Raw genomic sequence first — 19,729 nt, forward strand, 5'->3', positions numbered from 1 at the left:
AATGCTCTGCCACCCTAACCACACCTCTCATTTATGACTTAACTTAAAGAAAACTATGGTAACAATTATTTGTTTTCCACTGGTAATGCACCTCACTTATAAGCATATGTGAGAAGATAATCAACTCACACTAATATATTGCCATAAATCCTTGATCATTATGCAGTTAGTATTTACCATTTTATCACCTTAAATCATACTTAATAAACAGGCAATGATATTTACAATAACTTTACTCTGTAGTATAATAATGCTTAATCCAAAATATAACTATATATTTCCATAACAAATTAAGGAGGATACATATGAATAGATTCAAAAAAGTAATTTCTTTACTTATTACACTTACGTTATTTGTAGCAACATTATCCGGATGTAGTGTACCAGAAAAAGCAGTTTATGATGCCATGCTAAAATCCGCAGATATCACATCAATGGAGCAAGAAGTGCATTTCTCATGGAATGTAGAAGCTTCAGGGTTATCATTAGAAGAACAAGAGCAAATGAATCAAACGCTAGCAATGATTAACGGATCAGATCTTACATTTAAACAAGCAGTTATTGCAAGTGAAGATGGTCAAAAATCTAAAGCTCAAATGGATGTCGTCTTTAATATGGGTGGCACATTAACTAATGTAGGTCTTTGGGTTGATGTTGATATGACAGAAAATGCTAATAAGATTTATGAGATTATTCAAGTACCACCGATGATGACCTACTACTTACCAGAAGAATATATGGGTAAAGAGTATATTGTTTTCGATTTTGATGACATGGAAACATTTATGTCAGATCAAGATTTAGGTACTTTCCAATTTAATGAAATGATGCAATCAAGTCAAGTGCTCTCTGAAAAAGCACAAGATTTTGTGACTGCATATATCAAAGAATTTAACTTTAAGCGCGATCTTGTTACTTATAAAGGAACAGAAAAAGTAGAAAATGATACTCTTCAAATCTACGAAGTTAAATTGGATGATGAAACAACGAAAGAATTACTTCATTATACCTTACTCTCACTCATAAACAGTGAGGCTACAGATGAGTTCATGAAGGATTATTTCAAATCTGTAGATGATATGATGTTATCAATGGGTATGGAAGAAGATCTACAGGGTGAATTCACTGGAGAAAGTTTATATAATGACTTTATCTCAGAGAAAGAGACACTTAAGATGGATATTCATAAGTTATTTGCTGACATAAGTGATATACAAATTGTTGGTGACGAAGGAATAATTGTTGAGTTAAAAATTAACGATGAAGGCTATTTGGTAGGTACAACAACTAATATTCACCTTTCAATTGATCCTAATGCATTCAATGAGCAATATGGATACACAGCAAGTATGTACGATATCCAAGAACCTACTTTTGATATCAAACTTGCTATTGATTCCGTCATAACCAATATAAATGAAGATATCGAAATCACTTTCCCAACTGTAACTGAAGAAAATTCATTTAATTATTTTGATTTTATTACAAGTCAATTAACACCATATTATGCTCCAGAAACTGAGTATGAGAATATTAACCTCAATCAATAACTCTTGAACAATTAATAGAAGCTAAACAAAAGATATGTCTCTTTTGTTTAGCTTTTTTATATTTATTAGAAAATTTAAATGAGTTATTTATTCGGCTATTCATAATTTCGCATACGTTTCCATACATCAAGTATAAGTAGATATTTCTCTAAAGGCATTCCTTTAAAGGGTGTATTACTTGAACAGAAAATATATCCTCCACCTGTCTTCCCATGTGTTAAGCAATACTCTGCACTTTTAATTATCTCTTCATCGCTTCCAGTTTGCATAGCAGCACAATGAACGTTTCCACATAAACAAACTTTATCACCTACTAATTCTTTCACTTTTTTAATGTCTACCCCAGCCATTGGATCTATTGAATGCAGGGCATGGGGTTCACACTCTACAAGTTGATCCAATATGGGCATAATATCACCATCAGTATGCTTTATCGTATAAGCTCCTGCTGCTTTTGTCTCTTTTATTATTTGATATAAATACGGCTGAATAAACTCTCTAAACATGGTTGGTGACAAGAATGGACCACTATTAAAACAGTAATCACTGCATAGTATGAAACTGTCATAGCCACCTTCAATAAGTAACTTATTATTCTCAATAGCTCTTTTAGCCATTTGTTCTGCTTTTCTCTTTGCCTCTTCAGGTCGATCGGCTAGCCCGTACACAAAATCCAACATCTCTTCTCCTGATGGAATCGCATAAGTACCATCACCATGAGCACATATCATATACTTATCACCAACTAAACTCCTAATGTGTCTAGCTGTCATAATCATTCCATCTCTATCAAGATAATGAATAGGAAGAATGGCATATTCCAGTTCTTCATAAACCTTTAGAATATATTCAGCATTTTCTTTAATCCTATATTCTTTTTCGCAAGGTGATAAATTTTTTATATCATCAAATGTCAAAAATGGGGTTCCAAATAATTCGTCAGCCAATTGAAACTCCAATTCAAAATGGGGCACTTGATCAGGCGTTTGTAGAGTTAACGCTGCGACTGCTCTTTCTTTTGGTGTCATCATTCAAATTGCTCCTTTCTCCTACAAATCTAAAAAAAGAATTTTTATTTATTATACTTCTTATGAATGGTTATGAATATAGATTAATCGGATTTAAAGTTTTAAAAATCGGACAAATATTAAGAGCGATAAGTGTTACTGTCCTTTAAATTAATAATATAAAAAAGACTGACATGATTACTGCCAGTCTTTTTTACTAGAGGATTAAATTCTCTTCTATCAACTCTATAGGTACAGGTTTACTATAATAATACCCCTGATACTCATTGCACCCTATAGATTTTAATATATTTAATTGTTCACTAGTCTCTACACCTTCGCATATTACTCTAATTTCTAAAATTTTGGTCATCATGACAGCTGCATTAAGTAAAGACTTGTCTTTTTCATCTTTCGTAATCCCATCTACGAAAATTCTATCTATTTTCAATGAATCTATTGGCAGAATCTTTAAATAGTTTAGTGAAGAATAACCAGTGCCATAATCATCTAAAGCAATCTTAATATTTTTCTTCTTAAGTGCCTCTAATATACTTCTAACATATTGAATATCTTCTATTCCTTCCGTTTCAGTTATTTCAATACTTAAATAAGAAGCATCAATTGCCGCAGTCTCTAATATATCCTCAACTTTTTCCAAGAAGTCTAGAGTACTAAACAATTTTGCTGAAATATTAACAGCAATATTTAGCGGCTTAATACCTTGATTCATCCACTTTTTTATCTGCATACATGCAAGTTCTAGTACCATGAAATCTATTTCTTTTATAATCCCAGTTTCTTCAGCTATTTGAATAAACTCATTTGGATAACTTAATTTCCCATTTGGTCTTTGCCACCTAACAAGAGCCTCCAAACCTGTTATTTCCCCAGTCAGTATATCTACTTTTGGCTGATAGTGAAGAATAAACTCTCTTCCCTTTAATGCCTGTTGAAGATTTTCTTTAATCAAGAGCTTTCTTTGACATTGCCTATGCATCTCCTCATTAAAGATAGTATACTGATTGCCTCCGTTTACTTTAGCTTTATGTACTGCCATGTCTGCATTACTAAATAAGGTCTCCATATCCATCCCATGTTCAGGAAAAAGTGTCACACCAATACTGCATGAGATGTGAATATACTTCCCATTTAACATAAACGGTTCTGAAAAAATATTTAAAACATCTTTTGCGATTTCCTTTATAGCTCTCCTGAATTGCAAATTACTCAATATAAGGATGAATTCATCACCACTCAACCGAGCTAGAGAATCTTTTTCACCAACAATAACCCTCAACCGATCTGCAACTTGCTTAAGCAAATCATCTCCGACTGCGTGACCAAATGTATTATTAACCAACTTAAATTTATCAAGATCAATAAACATGATACCTACTTGCTCATTATTTTTTGAATCATTCTGAACCATCTCTTCAAATCGCTTGACGAGTAAACTCTTATTGGGTAATCCAGTGAGTGGGTCATTATTAATCATATATTCAAGTTTATTAAGAATTACATTCCTCCGTGTTAAAGATAAGTACAACCCATATATCACTAAGACAAACCCTACTCCGAATAAGAGTTTTTCTAGTATAAATTCTAGCCATTCATAGGGCTGCCAAGCATCGATCTCATCTAATGTATCTGTTAATAATGAGATACTAAGAAATAACCATCCAAAACTAAATGGTTTGTTCTTCAGTTCCAAAGATACAATAAGACACCCGATACTTAAACAAGTAAATAAACCCTCTAAAATAAAATCTAAAAGATTGACTTCAATAGAACTTAATAATAAAGCTATGACAATTAATACATATATAAATGATATGAATATGATAAATCTTACAGATTTAATCAACAGTTTTTTTCTCATATTTCATCCCCGTAACAGATTCATGACAAATTTATCGCTTACACTTATATATTCTACAAAATCGTCTTAAATCCTCCCTTAGAAAAACAAGTTTATGCAATACTTTAAATTCTTTACCCTATATTCAGCTCTTCACCTAATTCTTTGAGGGATGGGAAAATATAATTAGCTGTCACATCTGATACTTTATAATCTTCCATATTGGTTTCTCCAGACAGTACAAGGATCGTAGTTATATTTGCATTCATTCCTGTTCGTATATCTGTATAGAGACGATCACCAACCATGGCAATTTCCTCTTTCTTATAACCGTATTTTTTGCATATTGCATCTATAATATCTTTATTAGGTTTACCAACAATGTGAGGTCTCACACCTGTTGATGCAGCTATGAAATCTATAATCGCCCCAGAATCAGGCATGAACTTACCGCCCTCTAAAGGGCAATTATAATCAGGGTGGGTTGCTATATAGGGTATACCCTCACGAATAAAGTCACATGCCATCCATAGTTTTTCATAGGTTATCGTTGTATCAAATCCTAGAACAATATAATCCGGTTTTTCTTCTCGACTATGTATAAGGTCAAATCCTGCCTTTTCAAATTCTTCTTCTAAAAATGGAGTGCCCAGTAAAAAGACTTTAGCATTGGGTCTTAAATCCTCCAAATAAATAGTCGTTGCTTCTCCAGAGGTAAATACTCGATCAGGTACAACTTCACATCCTAACTTTGCTAACTTTTCTTGATAAGCATATCGATTTTTAGATGAATTATTCGTTAAAAATAAGTACTCTTTTCCTTGCTTTTCTAATGTCTTAACAAAGTCCATAGCACCATCAATAAGCTCATTGCCTAAATAAAATGTTCCGTCCATATCTAGCAAATAACATTGGATGCTATTTAAGTCTCTCATAACAACACCTTCCGTTCACTTTAATTGACTTTGCTCCTCATTGGAGCAATATTATTCAAGTATTCTTTGACTATATCTTCTTAACCTTCGCTTCCCTTCCTTCAGTTTCTAAAGGAGCTTAATAAGTTTCACAGTATTTTTTAAAATCTCTAATTCCATACCTATTGTATCCTTTTCTTTTAATAGAGGAATACTTTCATTAGTTTCTATATCTACAGCGCTCTTATACATTTGACTATTATTAATTTTTACTCGAATTTTCTTTTTATTATTAATAAAGAATCCGCTATGTTGCTTATTCACATAATTGGTCACAATGAGCATACCTTCATCTCCATATGTTAAGTAATGCACATCCACTTCTTTAGCATTTCTATTGGTATAGTCTACTTCAACACATGGTTTAATTTCTTTCTTGCCCAATACCTCTTCCAATACATCCCATAGCAGATAATCCCCTTCTTCTAAATAGGCTACATCTGGATGAGTGGCAAAGTAGATCGCCTGGCCACGACCATAATCATTAGCTGTAACTGCTGGTCCATCATCATGAAAATGGGCTAGTATTGTAACCGCATCATTTTTAACTTTTAGGACTTCTTTATGCCAATAACCTCGATAATTTTTCATCTTATAACTTATACCAGGATGGGTATTGGCATATACCTCCATTGCATCAATTCCAAATACATCTTGCAAACTATGACAAGGTATTTGATGATTGTACCATCCATATTCACCTAGCATGCCACATCTAGCTGTTCCTATCAGTGTCCCCCCTTGATTAACATAGGTTGATAGGACCTCTGAAAGCTGTTGATTAATACATGTCATAAAAGGCATATAGATAGCTTTATAATCACTGCCAACACCCTCATTAAGCATTTCTGGCGTTATAAAATCAACTTTATAATTCTTCTCCCAAAAGATTCTATATGCTCCTCTAAGAGCCTTCATTAAAAATTCTTCCTGCCCCATTCCATTCAATACAATTGCATTCTCTTTAGCTATTAGGATAGCGATTTGTGCTTTGGGGCTTTTTGCTTTTGTTAAAAAGGAGCTATTTTCAGCCAATATGCTACCGATCCTTGCAGCTGCTTCCGTTCTTTCCGTTGGCTTACCATCTAAATCAACAATAGCCCCCCAATGAAGTGGCTGAAAATCCCATTCTCGCCATCCTTGATACAAGGTTAGTTTTGTATCATGTCCTATAGCTTCAAAGATATTTCTCATTAAGTCAAATCCCTTTACATTTCTACTAGGACCTAGTACCCAGCCATTAATGGGTCCGCTCTCTGTCTCTAGTAACCAATAGTCTTTATCCATGTATGCAGTAGAACTTCTTGCCATATCTAGAAACATAGAAGCGAATTCTGGTTTCTTTTCTAACTTATCACCACTGCCTGGATATAAGTCATAGCCAATGATATCTACAGCTTTAGCCATACTAAATTGATCAATTCCTGTCAATACCCCTAAAGGATCCTGGGATTTTAAGAAAAAGGTATTGGTTGTTGTAAGATGATCATCATCAAGGGATTTGATAATTTGATGCTGCCACCCTATAAAATCAACATAGTTTTCCATCCAATAGAGGCGCCAATCTAACCATCTCGTAACACTTGACCAACTAGTAGGTTTTGTCCTTGGAGGAGTAACCTGATCCCAACTTGTGTAGCAGGTATTTGTTGCTCCCCATCTATAAGCATGATTTAATCGTTGGATGGATTGATATTTATCCTTAACCCATTTTCTGAACTTTTTAATGGAGTGGTTACAATAGCAATAAACATCTATATTACCTTCTTTCAAAGGCATAAAAGGAAAACCTATCTCGTTATGTATTTGATAGGCATAAAGGGCAGGATGATCTTTGTATCGATTAACTAGTGTTGTCAAATACCTTTTAGACTCTTGTAAATACCCCGGATGATCAATACAGGCCCAAGTATACGAAACATTATTAGGATATTGTTCATGATGATTATTCAAAATGTTGACATCTGGATACAGCTCATGAAGCCAATAGGGTGGTGAAGCTGTCCCGGTTCCTAATAATATTTTTATACTATACTCCTGACATAAATCAAAGAACTTATCTAAAAAATTAAAATTAAAATCGCCTTTCCGTGGTTCAATCCTATCCCATGTATTGAAGAGCTCTGCTGTACGTATGAGATTAATTCCAGAAGCCTTCATCAATTGTAGATCCCTTAACCAGTCCTCTTCATCATGCATCAGTGGATAATAACCAGCAGCATATATAAACTCACTTTTCTCCATGTTAGTACCTCCCCGTTGATTATTTACACAATTATCGGTTCAATGTTCATCCATTTACAAACTTCCAAAAGATCATCCTTTATTTCATGATAAACAATAGCATAATGGTGTTCTATTCCATGCTCCATAATAGTATCTAATAGTTGTTCTGCAGTAGAATCAAACCGAATATCTGCTTGGTTAGCAACTAAGTCTCTATCTTCTTCCACACCTGTTCCGGTTGCAATAAAAAACTTATATCCTTCATGTCCTTCCTTAAGCTTAATCATTGTCAATCTACCTAATAACATTTTAAATTCAACAGCGAAACCAATCCCCTGTTTAATAGTAGGGTGCTCACAATATTGAGTAGTTGAATGATCTCTGGCTAGACAAATCGGTGCAGGACCACAGTGCCAAGCTTTAACAATACCTTCATCATTAATATTAACTAAATCTGCGAAAAAACATGGCTGCTTCGTAATAAGGTGTTGCATATACATGGTAACTAAACCTGTTACATCGCCCTCACAAGAAGTCATAATTCCTTCGTTATTGAGCCTAGATACCACACCACACACACTACTTTGGTATAATTGTTGAAACTCCGGCCAACACTTAATAGCAAAACCTTGTATTGCATTTTTTTCTTGAAAAGCTTTGATTGCTAAATATAGGCGTGCTGATTTGACTAACATAGCATCAGTTGTTGTCACACAGCAAACTTCAGTTTTCATTTTCTTAACTTCGTCATTCACTATTTGATCGTTAATTTTCCCAGCATCTTCTAATAAACTTGCTATGGAATAATAGACTATTTCAGGACCTATTTCATGTCTGAAACGTATTTCATCAACATTGGAAAGGTAGAAACCCGGTACCCTGCCTCCGATAACACAAAATTTGGATTGCTTTAACGTGTTCTTGATGGAAACAGCTTGAATGGTACGCTGCACCTTTTTATATGTAACCTCATCTTCAACACTACCATAAACATAGCTAAATTTCTTGTTAACTTTCTTTAAGAAACTCCCATACATATTGAGACCACACAATGAATTCAAAGGTAGCCCTCTCTCCCCCTCAATGATGGGCTCAGGAAATCCCCATAGAAGAAGAGGAATATCTTCCAACATCTCAATTACCTTTAACATACTACTCCCATAAGAATATGTACCGCATTGAATAATTAGTAAATTTATATTTTCTTTTCTTAAACGATCAATCTCCTGATTGATACTTTGCTCATCGATAAGAATTCTTCCACAAGTTATTAAGGTATACGCATCACTTTTTAAGCGCCCAATAGAAATCTTTAGATACTTTTCCCCATAATCGTATCGAAAATTAGGAAATCCTAGAGATAATAAACCCACTTTCATCTTCTACTTCTCCTCTCACACAAAGCAATTTTTAGGGCTATCTCCTTCATCATAGCTTGCCGACCACTCTCTTGAGCAGCCATCATATAGACTTGATGATTCCCTTGATAAGCCTTCAAAAATCCTTCAACAAAACTACGATCTACTTCTGTAAAAAAATTTATTTTGTTAATCCCCGTTTCAATAGCTAGATCTATATCATCCTCTGAAATTCCTGTACCACCATGTAGAACCAATGGTATACATGCCATGTTTTTTATGTTTTTAAGCCTTTCAAAATCTAATCGTGGTTGACTCTTATAGAAACCATGTGCATTCCCAATCGCAACAGCAAGACAATCCACACTTGTATATCTTACAAAATCCTTAACCAGAAGTGGATCAGTCATGTAACTGTCCTGATTTTCATTGCTATGACCTTCAGCACCACCAACTTTACCAAGCTCAGCTTCTACTGTGACACTGAATTCCTTAGCAAAATCAACTACTTTTTTAGTATTATTTTTATTTTCCTCATAGCTTTTAAGGGAACCATCGTACATCACTGATGTAAACCCTGCCCTTATAGCTTTATAGCAATCTTCAACCTTTGTTGCATGGTCTAAATGCAGAGCTGCTCTTACATCGTATCTTTTACCGAATACATTGACTAACGCCACTATTTCTTCATAAGTAATTTGCTGCACTTCCATTTGGATAGGTGCAACTTGGATTATTACAGAAGCATTCTCAATTGCAGCTGTTTCCAATAGAGCCAAGATAGTTTCCATGTTGCTTATATTAATAGCCGCAACAGCTTTATTTTTCAATACAGCATCCTCTAACAATAGCCTCATAGGTACTAACTTCATAAGTTTCTCCTTATAAGCTGAAACTTGGAGCATCTGTTTCTTTTGCCCACAACAGTTTAGTTTCATGATCAAGCTTGCAAAATGCTAAAGCTATACCTCCCATTTCTTGGGTTGTAATAAAATTCCCAATGGCTGGTTTAAATACTTTCATACCTTTTTGATTGAGTATTTTTTCAACCTCATTAAAGAATATTAGCAATTCCATCATCGTTGTTTGACCACATCCATTGACTAATACTGCAACTTCATCGCCACTCTTATAAGGCTTATCATCGATTAGCTTCTCACACATTACCTTTGCAATTTCTTCAGCAGTTGCCAGTTTCATCGTATGAGCTGCAGCCTCCCCATGAACTCCCATACCGATTTCGATTTCATCCTCTTCAATCTCAAACATTTTATACCCAGTAATCGGTGATGATCCTGGTACTGTAGCGACAGTTAAGGTTCTTGTATTATCTCTAACACGTTTAGCCATATTCACCACTTCATGAAGGGAATGTCCTTCATCAGCATAACTACCAGTTATTTTGTAATTGAATAGGGTCCCAGCAGTTCCTCTTCGCTCATGGATTTCTTCTTTAGGTGCAGAAGCTATGTCGTCGTATAGTATGACACCTTCGCATGTCATATCATCATCTTCAGCCATATCCAATGCCATCTTTGCATTGATAACATCTCCAGCGTGATTAGATATTAAAACACATACACCAGCCCCATTGTCAGATGCTTCTATGGCATCATAAATGGTATCTGGACCTGGTGCTGCAAAAACAGCACCATAAGCATTGGCAGTAAGCATATTACTTCCTACAAAACCTATACAAGCTGGTTCATGTCCGGAACCATTACCGATAATCACAGCCACTTTATTTTTATCTCTTTTCTTTCTGATAAGTACATTACTATTGTTAAGTTTTTCAATTCGATCGCCATAAGCTTTAATAAATCCATCTATCGTATCTTTAACAATATTATCTGGATCATTTAAAAACTTTTTAGTTTTCATCCATTTCCCTCCTTACCTACTTTTTAAACCATGTATATAATCATTCATGGTTTTGATTAAATAATAAAATGATGTAGCACCAGCATCTTGATGTCCTATGGATTTATCTTGCAAAAATTTGGATCGGCCTCTTTTAGCTTTCATGGGAATAGTTGATTGAACACCAGCATCCGCCGCTAAAACTGCGTTATCAAAAGCCCTTTCCAGACTCAGCTTATTGTCTAATGCCTCTTGAAACGCTTCTACTGTTGGGTGGATAGCATCAATCATTGTTTTATCCCCCACCTTAGCCCCACCTAAATCCATGACTTTTATTTCAGCATTTCTAAAACCCACTGCTATTTCCATTAATCCTACTGTCTTTTTACCTTTACACGCTTTTGATAATTCAAGAAAGATACACCCAAATAGAGGTCCCATAGCCCCACCTAATGTTGAAACTAGAGTTCTTCCATAAACTTTGAAATAATCCCTGCAAGAACCTTCTTCCATTTTTTTTAGTTTTTCAATTGCTGCTTTAGCGCCTCTAGCCATGGTTACGCCATGATCGCCATCGCCGATGACAGCATCATACATTGATAACTCATCTTCCTTCTCGATAAAGGTGGTAGCAATAACCAATAGCATGTTATGTACATCTATTCCAGTCAACATATTTTTTCCTCCTGTCAATACTTCTCTTTTCCAATTCAATTAATCGTATCTGAAAATTTAAAATATTCCACTTACTCTTTTGTACTCAATAAGCTCTTCATAAATTTAATGCCTTTTCTTGCCACTTCATTACCACTTTTATCTATTGAACGCCATATAAAGACGTCTTTTCCAACTTCACAATTAGGCATCACAAAATTCTCTAAAATAATCCAACGATTATAACCAATATCTTGTATGCCTTCTTTAACTTCTTGCCAATTGATATGCCCTGTTCCGGGAACCCCTCTATTATTCTCGCAGAAGTGAATATGATAGATATCTTTATTCCCATTCACTAAAGCTTGCTTTAATGATTTTTCTTCAATATTAGCATGAAATGTATCAAAATGTAATTTAATATGTGGATGATTGATTTCTCGAATATAATTTTTTCCTTCCTCAACAGTATTCAAAAAATAAGTTTCATATCTGTTGAGGATTTCTAGGGCTAATACAACCCCCTTTTCTTTAGCATAGTTCCCGATCTTAGCTAAATTTTCTAAACTAGTTTGAATGCACTCTTTTCCTTCTTCACGAGTCATGTATTGCCCCCATGGAGCGTATAATACACCTCCTAGGCAATCTGTCTCTAATTCATTGCAGATGTCAATACACTTTCTTAAATGATGTAATCCATTCTCCTGAATAGATGTATCCAAGGATGATATATCTCTCTGGTTATTTAGTCCTGTACCACAAGTACACTTCATTTCATAATCTTTTAAACGTCTTTTAGCCTTTTTTATATCAAATTGTTCTGGGTTCATAAGAGGAAATTCAACCCCATCGTAACCATAAACCTTAGAAGGCTCTATGTATTGAAAGACGTCTTCATCCCATGTTTTTGTATATGTCGACAAGTGTATACCAAATTTCATAATAACCTCCTTTTACATGTTTTAATGTGTCTTTTAAAGAACATATGACACACAAAATTGTGTGCCATATGTTTTTATGACCTACCTAACTGAATAAATTACCGATCCAATAACTGATGACTGACCATAATGAGAAATCATTACCACCAAATAACTGGTTAAAGCCTGCTGCTGTATTGAACACCACACCTATGGAAACTGAAACCAAGAAAATCATAAGAATACCACTAACTATACTTGTTATGATAGCCGCTCTTCGACCACCAGTGGCGTTGGCAAAAATAGCTCCTGGTGCAACATCAAAGAAACATGCTACAGTTAACGGTATAACAGCGTAAGTTAATGTTCCAGTTGATGCTAGAACTAATATCGTTCCTATACTTGTAATCATACTGACGATAAAACCAATAAGTAACGCATTAGGTGCATACGGAAATATCATTGGTATATCAAGGGCGGGAATGGCATTTGGAATAAGTTTATCAGATATTCCTTTAAATGCAGGTATGATCTCACCAAGCATTAATCGAACACCAGTTAATAGAATAGTTAACCCTGCTCCAAAAGTTAAACCTGCCATTAAACTAAATGTAAATAAGTCATATTGCATTCCAGGAATTGTGTTGATTGAACCTAAGGCAGAACCGAACACTTCTACTCTTGCTTCTTGCCCTATGATGAGACCAACGACAATATAAGTTAAAAACATGACCAATGATGTGATAATGGTTGTATCTCTTAAGAAATCCAGACTGCTTGGAATTTTTATATCTTCAGTAGATTTCTCTTTATCACCAAAGAATTTTCCGATTAAAGAGCCGATGAAGCAATAAATAGCAGCAGTATGACCAATAGTAAAGTCATCTGATCCTGTCACTTGCTTGACAAATGGTTTCAATAGTGCTGGTACAACAATGATATAAAGAGCTAAAAATGCTGTTGCAAATACTACTAAAACTGTCCCATCTAATCCCGCTTCAACACCTGCTGAAACAAATATGTATGACATCCAGAAGAAGATATGTCCTGTTAAGAAGATATTCTTCATTGGTGTAAATCTTGCTGCGATAATATTGATGATGAAAGCTAGAACGATAACTAAACCAATCGTTGATCCATGAGTACCAAGTATATCCAACCAAGCAGTAGGGTTAAATTGATTGGCTTCTGGCAAGTTATATAAAGTAGCAAATGCTGTTGATAAAGGTGATGCTGCTGTACCTATTAGGTTAACACCTATGAACAAAATAATAACACCTATAATTGTTTTAAACGTCCCTTTAATGATCTCTCCGATACTTTTCCTTTGAAGAATTAAACCTATCATGGCTATGACGCCAAGAAATATTGACGGTTGTTTAAAAATGTTACTGGTGAGATAGCTAATAAAACTCATTGTTCATCCTCCCCTTATTTAGAATTAAGAAAATTCTTAATTTTTATTAAAGCGTAAAAGGTACATGACCTTTCGCTATTAATACGTTTGAATATGACTTCTTTATAGTAACTTTTTAATAACAGGTACTCCTTTTTGTGAGATTTCACTATTATCCATAAAGTTATCAATTTGCACCAGTGGTATTGTAACCTTAGATTGAAGCTGTGAATAAAGTTCCTTGGAAGTAAAAATAATATCAGCACTAATAGAACCCGCAGTTGTTAAATCTGCATTGTTAACTTCTGCATCAATGTTGTTTTCTCTAAGTACTTTTTCAATGTTCATCTTAAGAATCAAACTTGTTCCTACCCCAAAACCACACACAGCTAACACCTTAATCTTTTTCGCCATTCTAATACCCCCATTTAATTTAGAATTTTATCTAATATAACTTTTTTATCCTTTGCGCCTTTTAAGAATTCAACATTTTCTTCTATGGCTAAAAACTTAGCTAAATCCTGCAATGCTTTCAAATGGTCATTCCCATTCTCTGCACCAAAAGCAAAAATTATACTAACAGGATCATTCATATCACTTCCGAAGTTTATTGGTTCTTTCAAAGTAATCATACTCATACAAGTTTCCTTTACAGTTCCATCTGGTCTTGCATGAGCAAATGCAATGCCTGGCATGATCACAATATAAGGACCTAGATCTCTGATGGCTTGAACCATATTGTCAACATATTCAAGCTCTACTTTTTCATTTTGAAGTAAAGGTATAGACGCTTTTCGAATGGCATCTTCCCAATCCATTGCGTCAACTCCTAATTCAATCATATCTATATTAAGTAATTCATCAAGCAAAATAACCCTACCTCCTTCAGTATACTTGGATTGATTGTATTTATAGATCTGCTTAAATTTATTCAACTTTATTAACGTCTGGTTAATCTTAAATATATCCTTGTTGTCAATGAAAGGGGTTACCCTCCTTACTTCAACGTCTTTTATTTTGAATTTATCTGTTGTGATTATAAGATCTATCTCATTTTTATACTGTTCATAATCATGAATTGAACAAGTCTCTATAATACCTAAATCAGGGAAATTCATTTTTAATTTCGTTGTTAGGAGATTAAGTAAAGCCAACCCTTCAATACATACCACCAATGCTGTTAATTTATAATTTTCTTTATAATTACGCTCATAAGCTGCTCGAATATGTAAGGTTATATATGCAATTTCAGCATCTTCAAAGGTATACATATTTTCAAAGGACTGAAGACTCTCTTTAACAATTTGAAAAACAAGGGGATATCGACTTGTTATCTCATTGGTATAATCATTCTTGATTTGCTTATTATTCTTAATGCGTATCAATGATGTTTTTAGATGTAATCCTAATCCATTATATAATTTCTTATCATGGTTGAACTCTACATTAAGTTCATTCTCAGCATAATGTATGACGTGCCTTGTAATTCTTGTTACATCTTCTTCTAACTGAGTATTAGTATCGTATTTTATCAAATGATTTGCTTGATAGGACCTTGCTTCCATTAATCGAATAGCTATTTCATTCTCTTCTTCTGGTATAACATCTATCGAAAAAAGCTTTTGTAATCTCTTAGCAATCAGAAAGCTAATTTCATTTTCTAGCTTATCAATAATCACCAACTCTTTATCAATGTAGTGACACTTCGAAAGACGATTCACTGTAATCGTCATATAGACCAGTAATCTTGCTATAGCGGTATCTGTTAGATAGAATTTATACTCTTTTTCTATATTCATGATTTCATTAAAAATTATTTTCATGTTCTCAAAATGAAAAGATTTATATTTGCTTTTACAGAATTCTATTAATTCTTGATAAGCTTCATCATCATTCATGGCTAAAATAATATTATGTATATCAAATATATCTAAAAATACTTCAACCAGTACGATTCTCTTATGTATCTCTTCACCTCTTATAGCTAATCCTTTACCATAGATTTTATTAAGCTTTAAGTTATTAGACTCCAAATAGAGTTCTACCTTTTTTATGACCTTCAAAATGGTATTTCTACTTAATAGAAGGTGATTGCATATATCCTCTATGGACATGTTTTTCTCGCTGGATAATAGTTCTATGATAACGAAGTTAACTCTTTCTTTCTCCGTTAAAACCCTATTCTCTACTGAGAGAAACTTCAATTTCTCAAGTAAAAGAACAGAATCAGTAGCTGCTTTAATCTTGATTCCTTTTTTTGGTACTTTAACAACTATGGCTTTATTCTCATTCAGCCAGTATTCAATGATTTCTAGATCATATCGAATTGTTCGTATACTGACTTGATGTTGCTCAGCAATTGCCTTAGCAGAAATGTATTCATTTTTATTAAGAAGATCAGTTATGATTTCTGTTTGCCGCTTATTTAAGCAATACATAGGCCTCTATCCTTTACTCATAATCTACTCATTGAAACCACTTTCTACTAGCTCTTGTAAGGCTTCGATTGCTTCCTTTTCATCCTGTCCATCTGCTTCTAATGTAATGGTACAGCCACATGCTGCTCCCAAAGTTAAAATACCTAAAATCCCTTTAGCATCTACCTTTACACCATCTTTTTCAACGGTTATTTGAGATTTAAATTCTTTTGCAAGTCTAATGAATAAATTGGCTGGTCGAGCATGTAAGCCAGCTTCATTAATTAATTTCACACTACTTGATGTCATCTAATTCCCTCCCACATAAGTACTTCTCTATCTTTGATCCTTCACTCCAATTTAATACTTTTAATAATCTTTGAACTTCTTCATAATAAAGATTATTTATAAGGTATCTTGATCTTGGTATCATACTACTACTCATACTGAATTCATCTAACCCCATAGCCAGTAACAAAGGAATAAGTTTCTCATTGGAAGCTGCTTCCCCACACATACCAACCCAGATGCCTTCACAGTGTGCATTCTTGATAATCATATGAATGAGTCTCAACACTCCTGGATTATACTCACTATAGAGATAACTAATGTTTTCATTTCCACGATCAACAGCAACAGTATACTGAATAAGATCATTAGTGCCAATACTAAAAAAATCAACTTCTTTAGCAAACTGATCTGATAATAGAGCAGCTGATGGTACTTCAATCATCATTCCTATTTCAACATCATCATTATAAGGTACCTTTTCTATGTCCAAAAGCTTTTTGGCTTGATCCAAAAGTCCTTTAGCCTGTTTTAACTCTTCCATTGAAGATATCATAGGAAACATAATCTTTATGTTGCCATGACAGCTAGCTCTTAACAACGCTTTTAGCTGTGTAAGAAATATATCTACTTGATTCAAACATAGTCTAATAGCACGATATCCTAAAAAAGGATTCATCTCTTTTGGCATATTGAGATAAGGAATCTCCTTGTCGCCTCCAATATCCAACGTTCGTATAATGACAGGTTGATTATTCATTTTAATAGCCACCTGTTTGTACACCTGAAACTGTTCCTCTTCTGTTGGCAGATAACTTTGATCCAAATATAAGAATTCAGTTCGAAATAATCCAATACCTTCTGCTCCATTTTCAATAGCCTGATCCAAATCATTTAATGTGCCGATATTAGCAGCAATATCTACTTTACGATTATCTTTGGTTATTGTGCTCTGGTCTCTATATGTCTCATGTACTTTTTTAGCAAGTAGTTTCTGTTCTTTTCTATTTTCATAGAGAACTATTTGTTCTGGCTCTGGATTTAAAACCACTTTTCCTGTATCTCCATCCATGATGATAAAATCGCCATCTTTAACCTCTTTGAGAATATACTTTACCCCTACAACTGCTGGTATTTCCAATGTTCTGGCTATAATAGCAGAATGGGAAGTTTTTCCACCTGATTCAGTTACAAATCCTTTTACATGCTCCCCATCTAACCCAACAGTATCTGATGGTGTTAAATCTTTGGCTACAATTATGACCTCTTCCTTTAAATTAGAAAGATCCGTCTTTATAATCCCCAACAAGTTCTCTATGATTCGATTAGCAACATCCTTTAAGTCCAAGGCTCTCTCTTTAAAATAATCGTTTTCTATTTGTTTGAATTGCTCTATGTATTTTTCAAAGACACATTCAACAACAACCTCAGAATTAATTTCTTCTATTAATATTTTTTCTTTTATTTCTGTCATAAGAGTTTCATCTTCAAGAATCATTAAATGGGCTTCAAAAATACTAGCTTCATCTTTTCCAACCTCTTGAAGAACTTTGTCATACAACGCTTGAATCTGTTCTTTACTTTTATCAAAAGCTCTTATCAATCGAATAATTTCTTGATCACAATCTATAATAGGACGTTTTTCTATTTGATATAAATCTTGTTTAAATACTTTAACCCTCCCAAGTGTTATACCTGGTGATGCTCCGATCCCATTAAACACAAAGCCACCCCCATCACTTTTAACAATTACTTACATTAATATCTTACCAACATTATGAAAAGTTTACAAGACCAAAGTCTTGCACCTATAGTTGCAAAATATTGTACCCCATTTTTCAATATAATATTGTATAATAATATTATATTTTGCATTTTTTTAAAGGAGATTTATGGAGGTGCCATTTTGAAAACACAAAAGACAAAGTTCCTAATTATTTTATTTTTTTACTCAATACTCTTATCAACATGCGTTATCTTATTAACTACTGGATTTCAAGAAACAGGAAAATTTCAATTAGAGACGTATTTCGAATTAAGTTTTATTATCCTGCTTAGTCTATTTATTGCATCATTAGTTTTCCTCTATCAAACAATCAACAAGACCTATAAACTAATTAAACTTGCTCATATTAATACACAATCCATGACTGACAGTAGTACTGATAAGAACATTTCCGGGAGTCTTAATAAAAAGATTTTAAACTCTGAATTATTAAAGTCAATTTCAAATGTTGCTGAAAACCAACAAGTATTTAGAACCACTATAAAAAATTCTGTTGAACAATTATCTCACCATTCAAATACACTGAATGAATCTTATCTCTTCATGATGAGTAGCATGGATGAAATGTCTAAAGTTATACAAGAAATTGCAGAAAGCTCTACTTCTCAAGCTAACAATGTGGATATGAGTAAACAAGCTATTTATGCTCTTGGTAAAATTATCGATGAAAATTTATCTATTATTGATATAATTCTTAATTCTTTTCAGTCCATAAAGTCGGCTGTAAATGAAGGAAATATCTCCTTAGAAAATCTTGAAATAAAAAGTATGGAAAGCGCTGAATCATCAAAGAAAGTCTACAAAATTACAAAGCAAACCAGTGAAAGTTCAGATAAAATTAGTGAGGTTACCATGCTAATAGCCTCCATTGCAGAACAAACCAATCTACTTGCTTTAAATGCTGCCATAGAAGCTGCAAGAGCAGGTGAATCAGGAAAAGGATTCGCTGTTGTTGCAGAGGAGATAAGGAAATTAGCAGAACAATCATCTAATTCAACTGCCAAAATAGATGAGATTGTTAAAGAACTACAAGCAACATCACGGGCAAACTTTGAGGAAACCAAAATCGTTAGTGATCTTGTAAGTACTCAAATTAATCTCTTACAAGATACAAAAAGTAAATTTCAAGAAATCAATGGTACAATTGATATGTCAGAGATTTATGTTGCTGGTGTAAAAGAAAACAATCATAACCTCATTCAAAAGAAAGATAATGTTCTTCAGCAAATCAGTAACATTCATTCCTTATCAGAAGGCAATGCAGCTGCTACAGAAGAGGCTGCAGCTAGCTCTCAAGAGCAAACAGCTCGAGCTACAGAAATGATTAATGATCTTAACAAAATTTTAGAACATACAAAATATCTCTTAAACAATGTTCTGTCCTAAGTAAATGCATTGCAAAATACCTACCCGAAGTTTTGTATATGAAAAC

The 19,729-nt window shown here is 33.9% G+C and carries 16 protein-coding genes; 2 read left to right on the plus strand and 14 right to left on the minus strand.

All coding sequences use genetic code 11. The features are described from left to right. Window positions 1-305 precede the first annotated feature (305 nt). The gene (locus tag C1Y58_RS08555) at window positions 306-1,550 is read left to right on the plus strand and encodes a hypothetical protein (RefSeq protein ID WP_105615594.1); all 1,245 of its coding nucleotides are present in this window, start codon (window positions 306-308) and stop codon (window positions 1,548-1,550) included. Window positions 1,551-1,645: 95 nt separating this feature from the next. Here C1Y58_RS08555 and C1Y58_RS08560 read toward each other — a convergent pair whose 3' ends face one another. The 14 genes from C1Y58_RS08560 to ptsP form a co-directional block, all read right to left on the minus strand. Further along, entirely contained in the window at window positions 1,646-2,581 is a 936-nt protein-coding gene (locus C1Y58_RS08560) for a uroporphyrinogen decarboxylase family protein (protein WP_105615595.1), read from the minus strand. A 193-nt stretch (window positions 2,582-2,774) separates the two neighbouring features. Then, a complete protein-coding gene (locus C1Y58_RS08565) occupies window positions 2,775-4,439 on the minus strand; it encodes a putative bifunctional diguanylate cyclase/phosphodiesterase (protein WP_105615596.1) in 1,665 nt (554 codons plus the stop codon). A gap of 113 nt (window positions 4,440-4,552) precedes the next feature. After that, complete coding sequence (locus tag C1Y58_RS08570) at window positions 4,553-5,353, minus strand: HAD-IIA family hydrolase (RefSeq protein ID WP_105615597.1); 801 nt, start codon at window positions 5,351-5,353, stop codon at window positions 4,553-4,555. 108 nt (window positions 5,354-5,461) lie between these two features. Beyond that, a complete protein-coding gene (locus C1Y58_RS08575) occupies window positions 5,462-7,636 on the minus strand; it encodes a beta-galactosidase (protein WP_105615598.1) in 2,175 nt (724 codons plus the stop codon). A 23-nt stretch (window positions 7,637-7,659) separates the two neighbouring features. Continuing rightward, the gene (locus tag C1Y58_RS08580) at window positions 7,660-8,997 is read right to left on the minus strand and encodes an L-fucose/L-arabinose isomerase family protein (RefSeq protein ID WP_105615599.1); all 1,338 of its coding nucleotides are present in this window, start codon (window positions 8,995-8,997) and stop codon (window positions 7,660-7,662) included. Further along, the gene (locus C1Y58_RS08585; protein ID WP_157950023.1) at window positions 8,994-9,848 is read right to left on the minus strand and encodes a class II fructose-bisphosphate aldolase; all 855 of its coding nucleotides are present in this window, start codon (window positions 9,846-9,848) and stop codon (window positions 8,994-8,996) included. The genes C1Y58_RS08580 and C1Y58_RS08585 overlap by 4 nt, the downstream gene beginning before the upstream one ends. A gap of 10 nt (window positions 9,849-9,858) precedes the next feature. Beyond that, complete coding sequence (locus C1Y58_RS08590) at window positions 9,859-10,857, minus strand: dihydroxyacetone kinase subunit DhaK (protein WP_105615601.1); 999 nt, start codon at window positions 10,855-10,857, stop codon at window positions 9,859-9,861. 12 nt (window positions 10,858-10,869) lie between these two features. Beyond that, window positions 10,870-11,511: a dihydroxyacetone kinase subunit DhaL gene (gene dhaL, locus C1Y58_RS08595; protein WP_105615602.1), complete on the minus strand. Its 642-nt coding sequence runs from the start codon at window positions 11,509-11,511 to the stop codon at window positions 10,870-10,872. Between the two features lie 71 nt (window positions 11,512-11,582). Continuing rightward, entirely contained in the window at window positions 11,583-12,431 is an 849-nt protein-coding gene (locus tag C1Y58_RS08600; protein ID WP_105615603.1) for a sugar phosphate isomerase/epimerase family protein, read from the minus strand. An 85-nt stretch (window positions 12,432-12,516) separates the two neighbouring features. Further along, window positions 12,517-13,827: a PTS ascorbate transporter subunit IIC gene (locus C1Y58_RS08605; protein ID WP_105615604.1), complete on the minus strand. Its 1,311-nt coding sequence runs from the start codon at window positions 13,825-13,827 to the stop codon at window positions 12,517-12,519. 102 nt (window positions 13,828-13,929) lie between these two features. Further along, window positions 13,930-14,220, minus strand: coding sequence for a PTS sugar transporter subunit IIB (locus C1Y58_RS08610; protein ID WP_242985362.1), 291 nt, complete (start codon window positions 14,218-14,220; stop codon window positions 13,930-13,932). 14 nt (window positions 14,221-14,234) lie between these two features. After that, entirely contained in the window at window positions 14,235-16,244 is a 2,010-nt protein-coding gene (locus C1Y58_RS08615; RefSeq protein ID WP_105615605.1) for a BglG family transcription antiterminator, read from the minus strand. A gap of 24 nt (window positions 16,245-16,268) precedes the next feature. Beyond that, window positions 16,269-16,532 (minus strand): HPr family phosphocarrier protein, encoded by a 264-nt coding sequence (locus C1Y58_RS08620; protein WP_105615606.1) that lies wholly within the window; start codon window positions 16,530-16,532, stop codon window positions 16,269-16,271. After that, window positions 16,519-18,234, minus strand: coding sequence for a phosphoenolpyruvate--protein phosphotransferase (ptsP, locus tag C1Y58_RS08625; protein ID WP_105615607.1), 1,716 nt, complete (start codon window positions 18,232-18,234; stop codon window positions 16,519-16,521). The genes C1Y58_RS08620 and ptsP overlap by 14 nt, the downstream gene beginning before the upstream one ends. A 183-nt stretch (window positions 18,235-18,417) precedes the next feature. Here ptsP and C1Y58_RS08630 point away from each other — a divergent pair, with 183 nt between their 5' ends. Next, window positions 18,418-19,683 carry a methyl-accepting chemotaxis protein gene (locus C1Y58_RS08630; RefSeq protein WP_157950024.1) on the plus strand — a complete coding sequence of 422 codons (1,266 nt, stop codon included), beginning with the start codon at window positions 18,418-18,420 and terminating at the stop codon, window positions 19,681-19,683. Window positions 19,684-19,729 lie beyond the last annotated feature (46 nt).

Origin of the sequence: Vallitalea okinawensis, from assembly GCF_002964605.1 — a bacterium.
GTDB classification, from domain to species: Bacteria; Bacillota; Clostridia; order Lachnospirales; family PQDH01; genus Vallitalea_A; species Vallitalea_A okinawensis.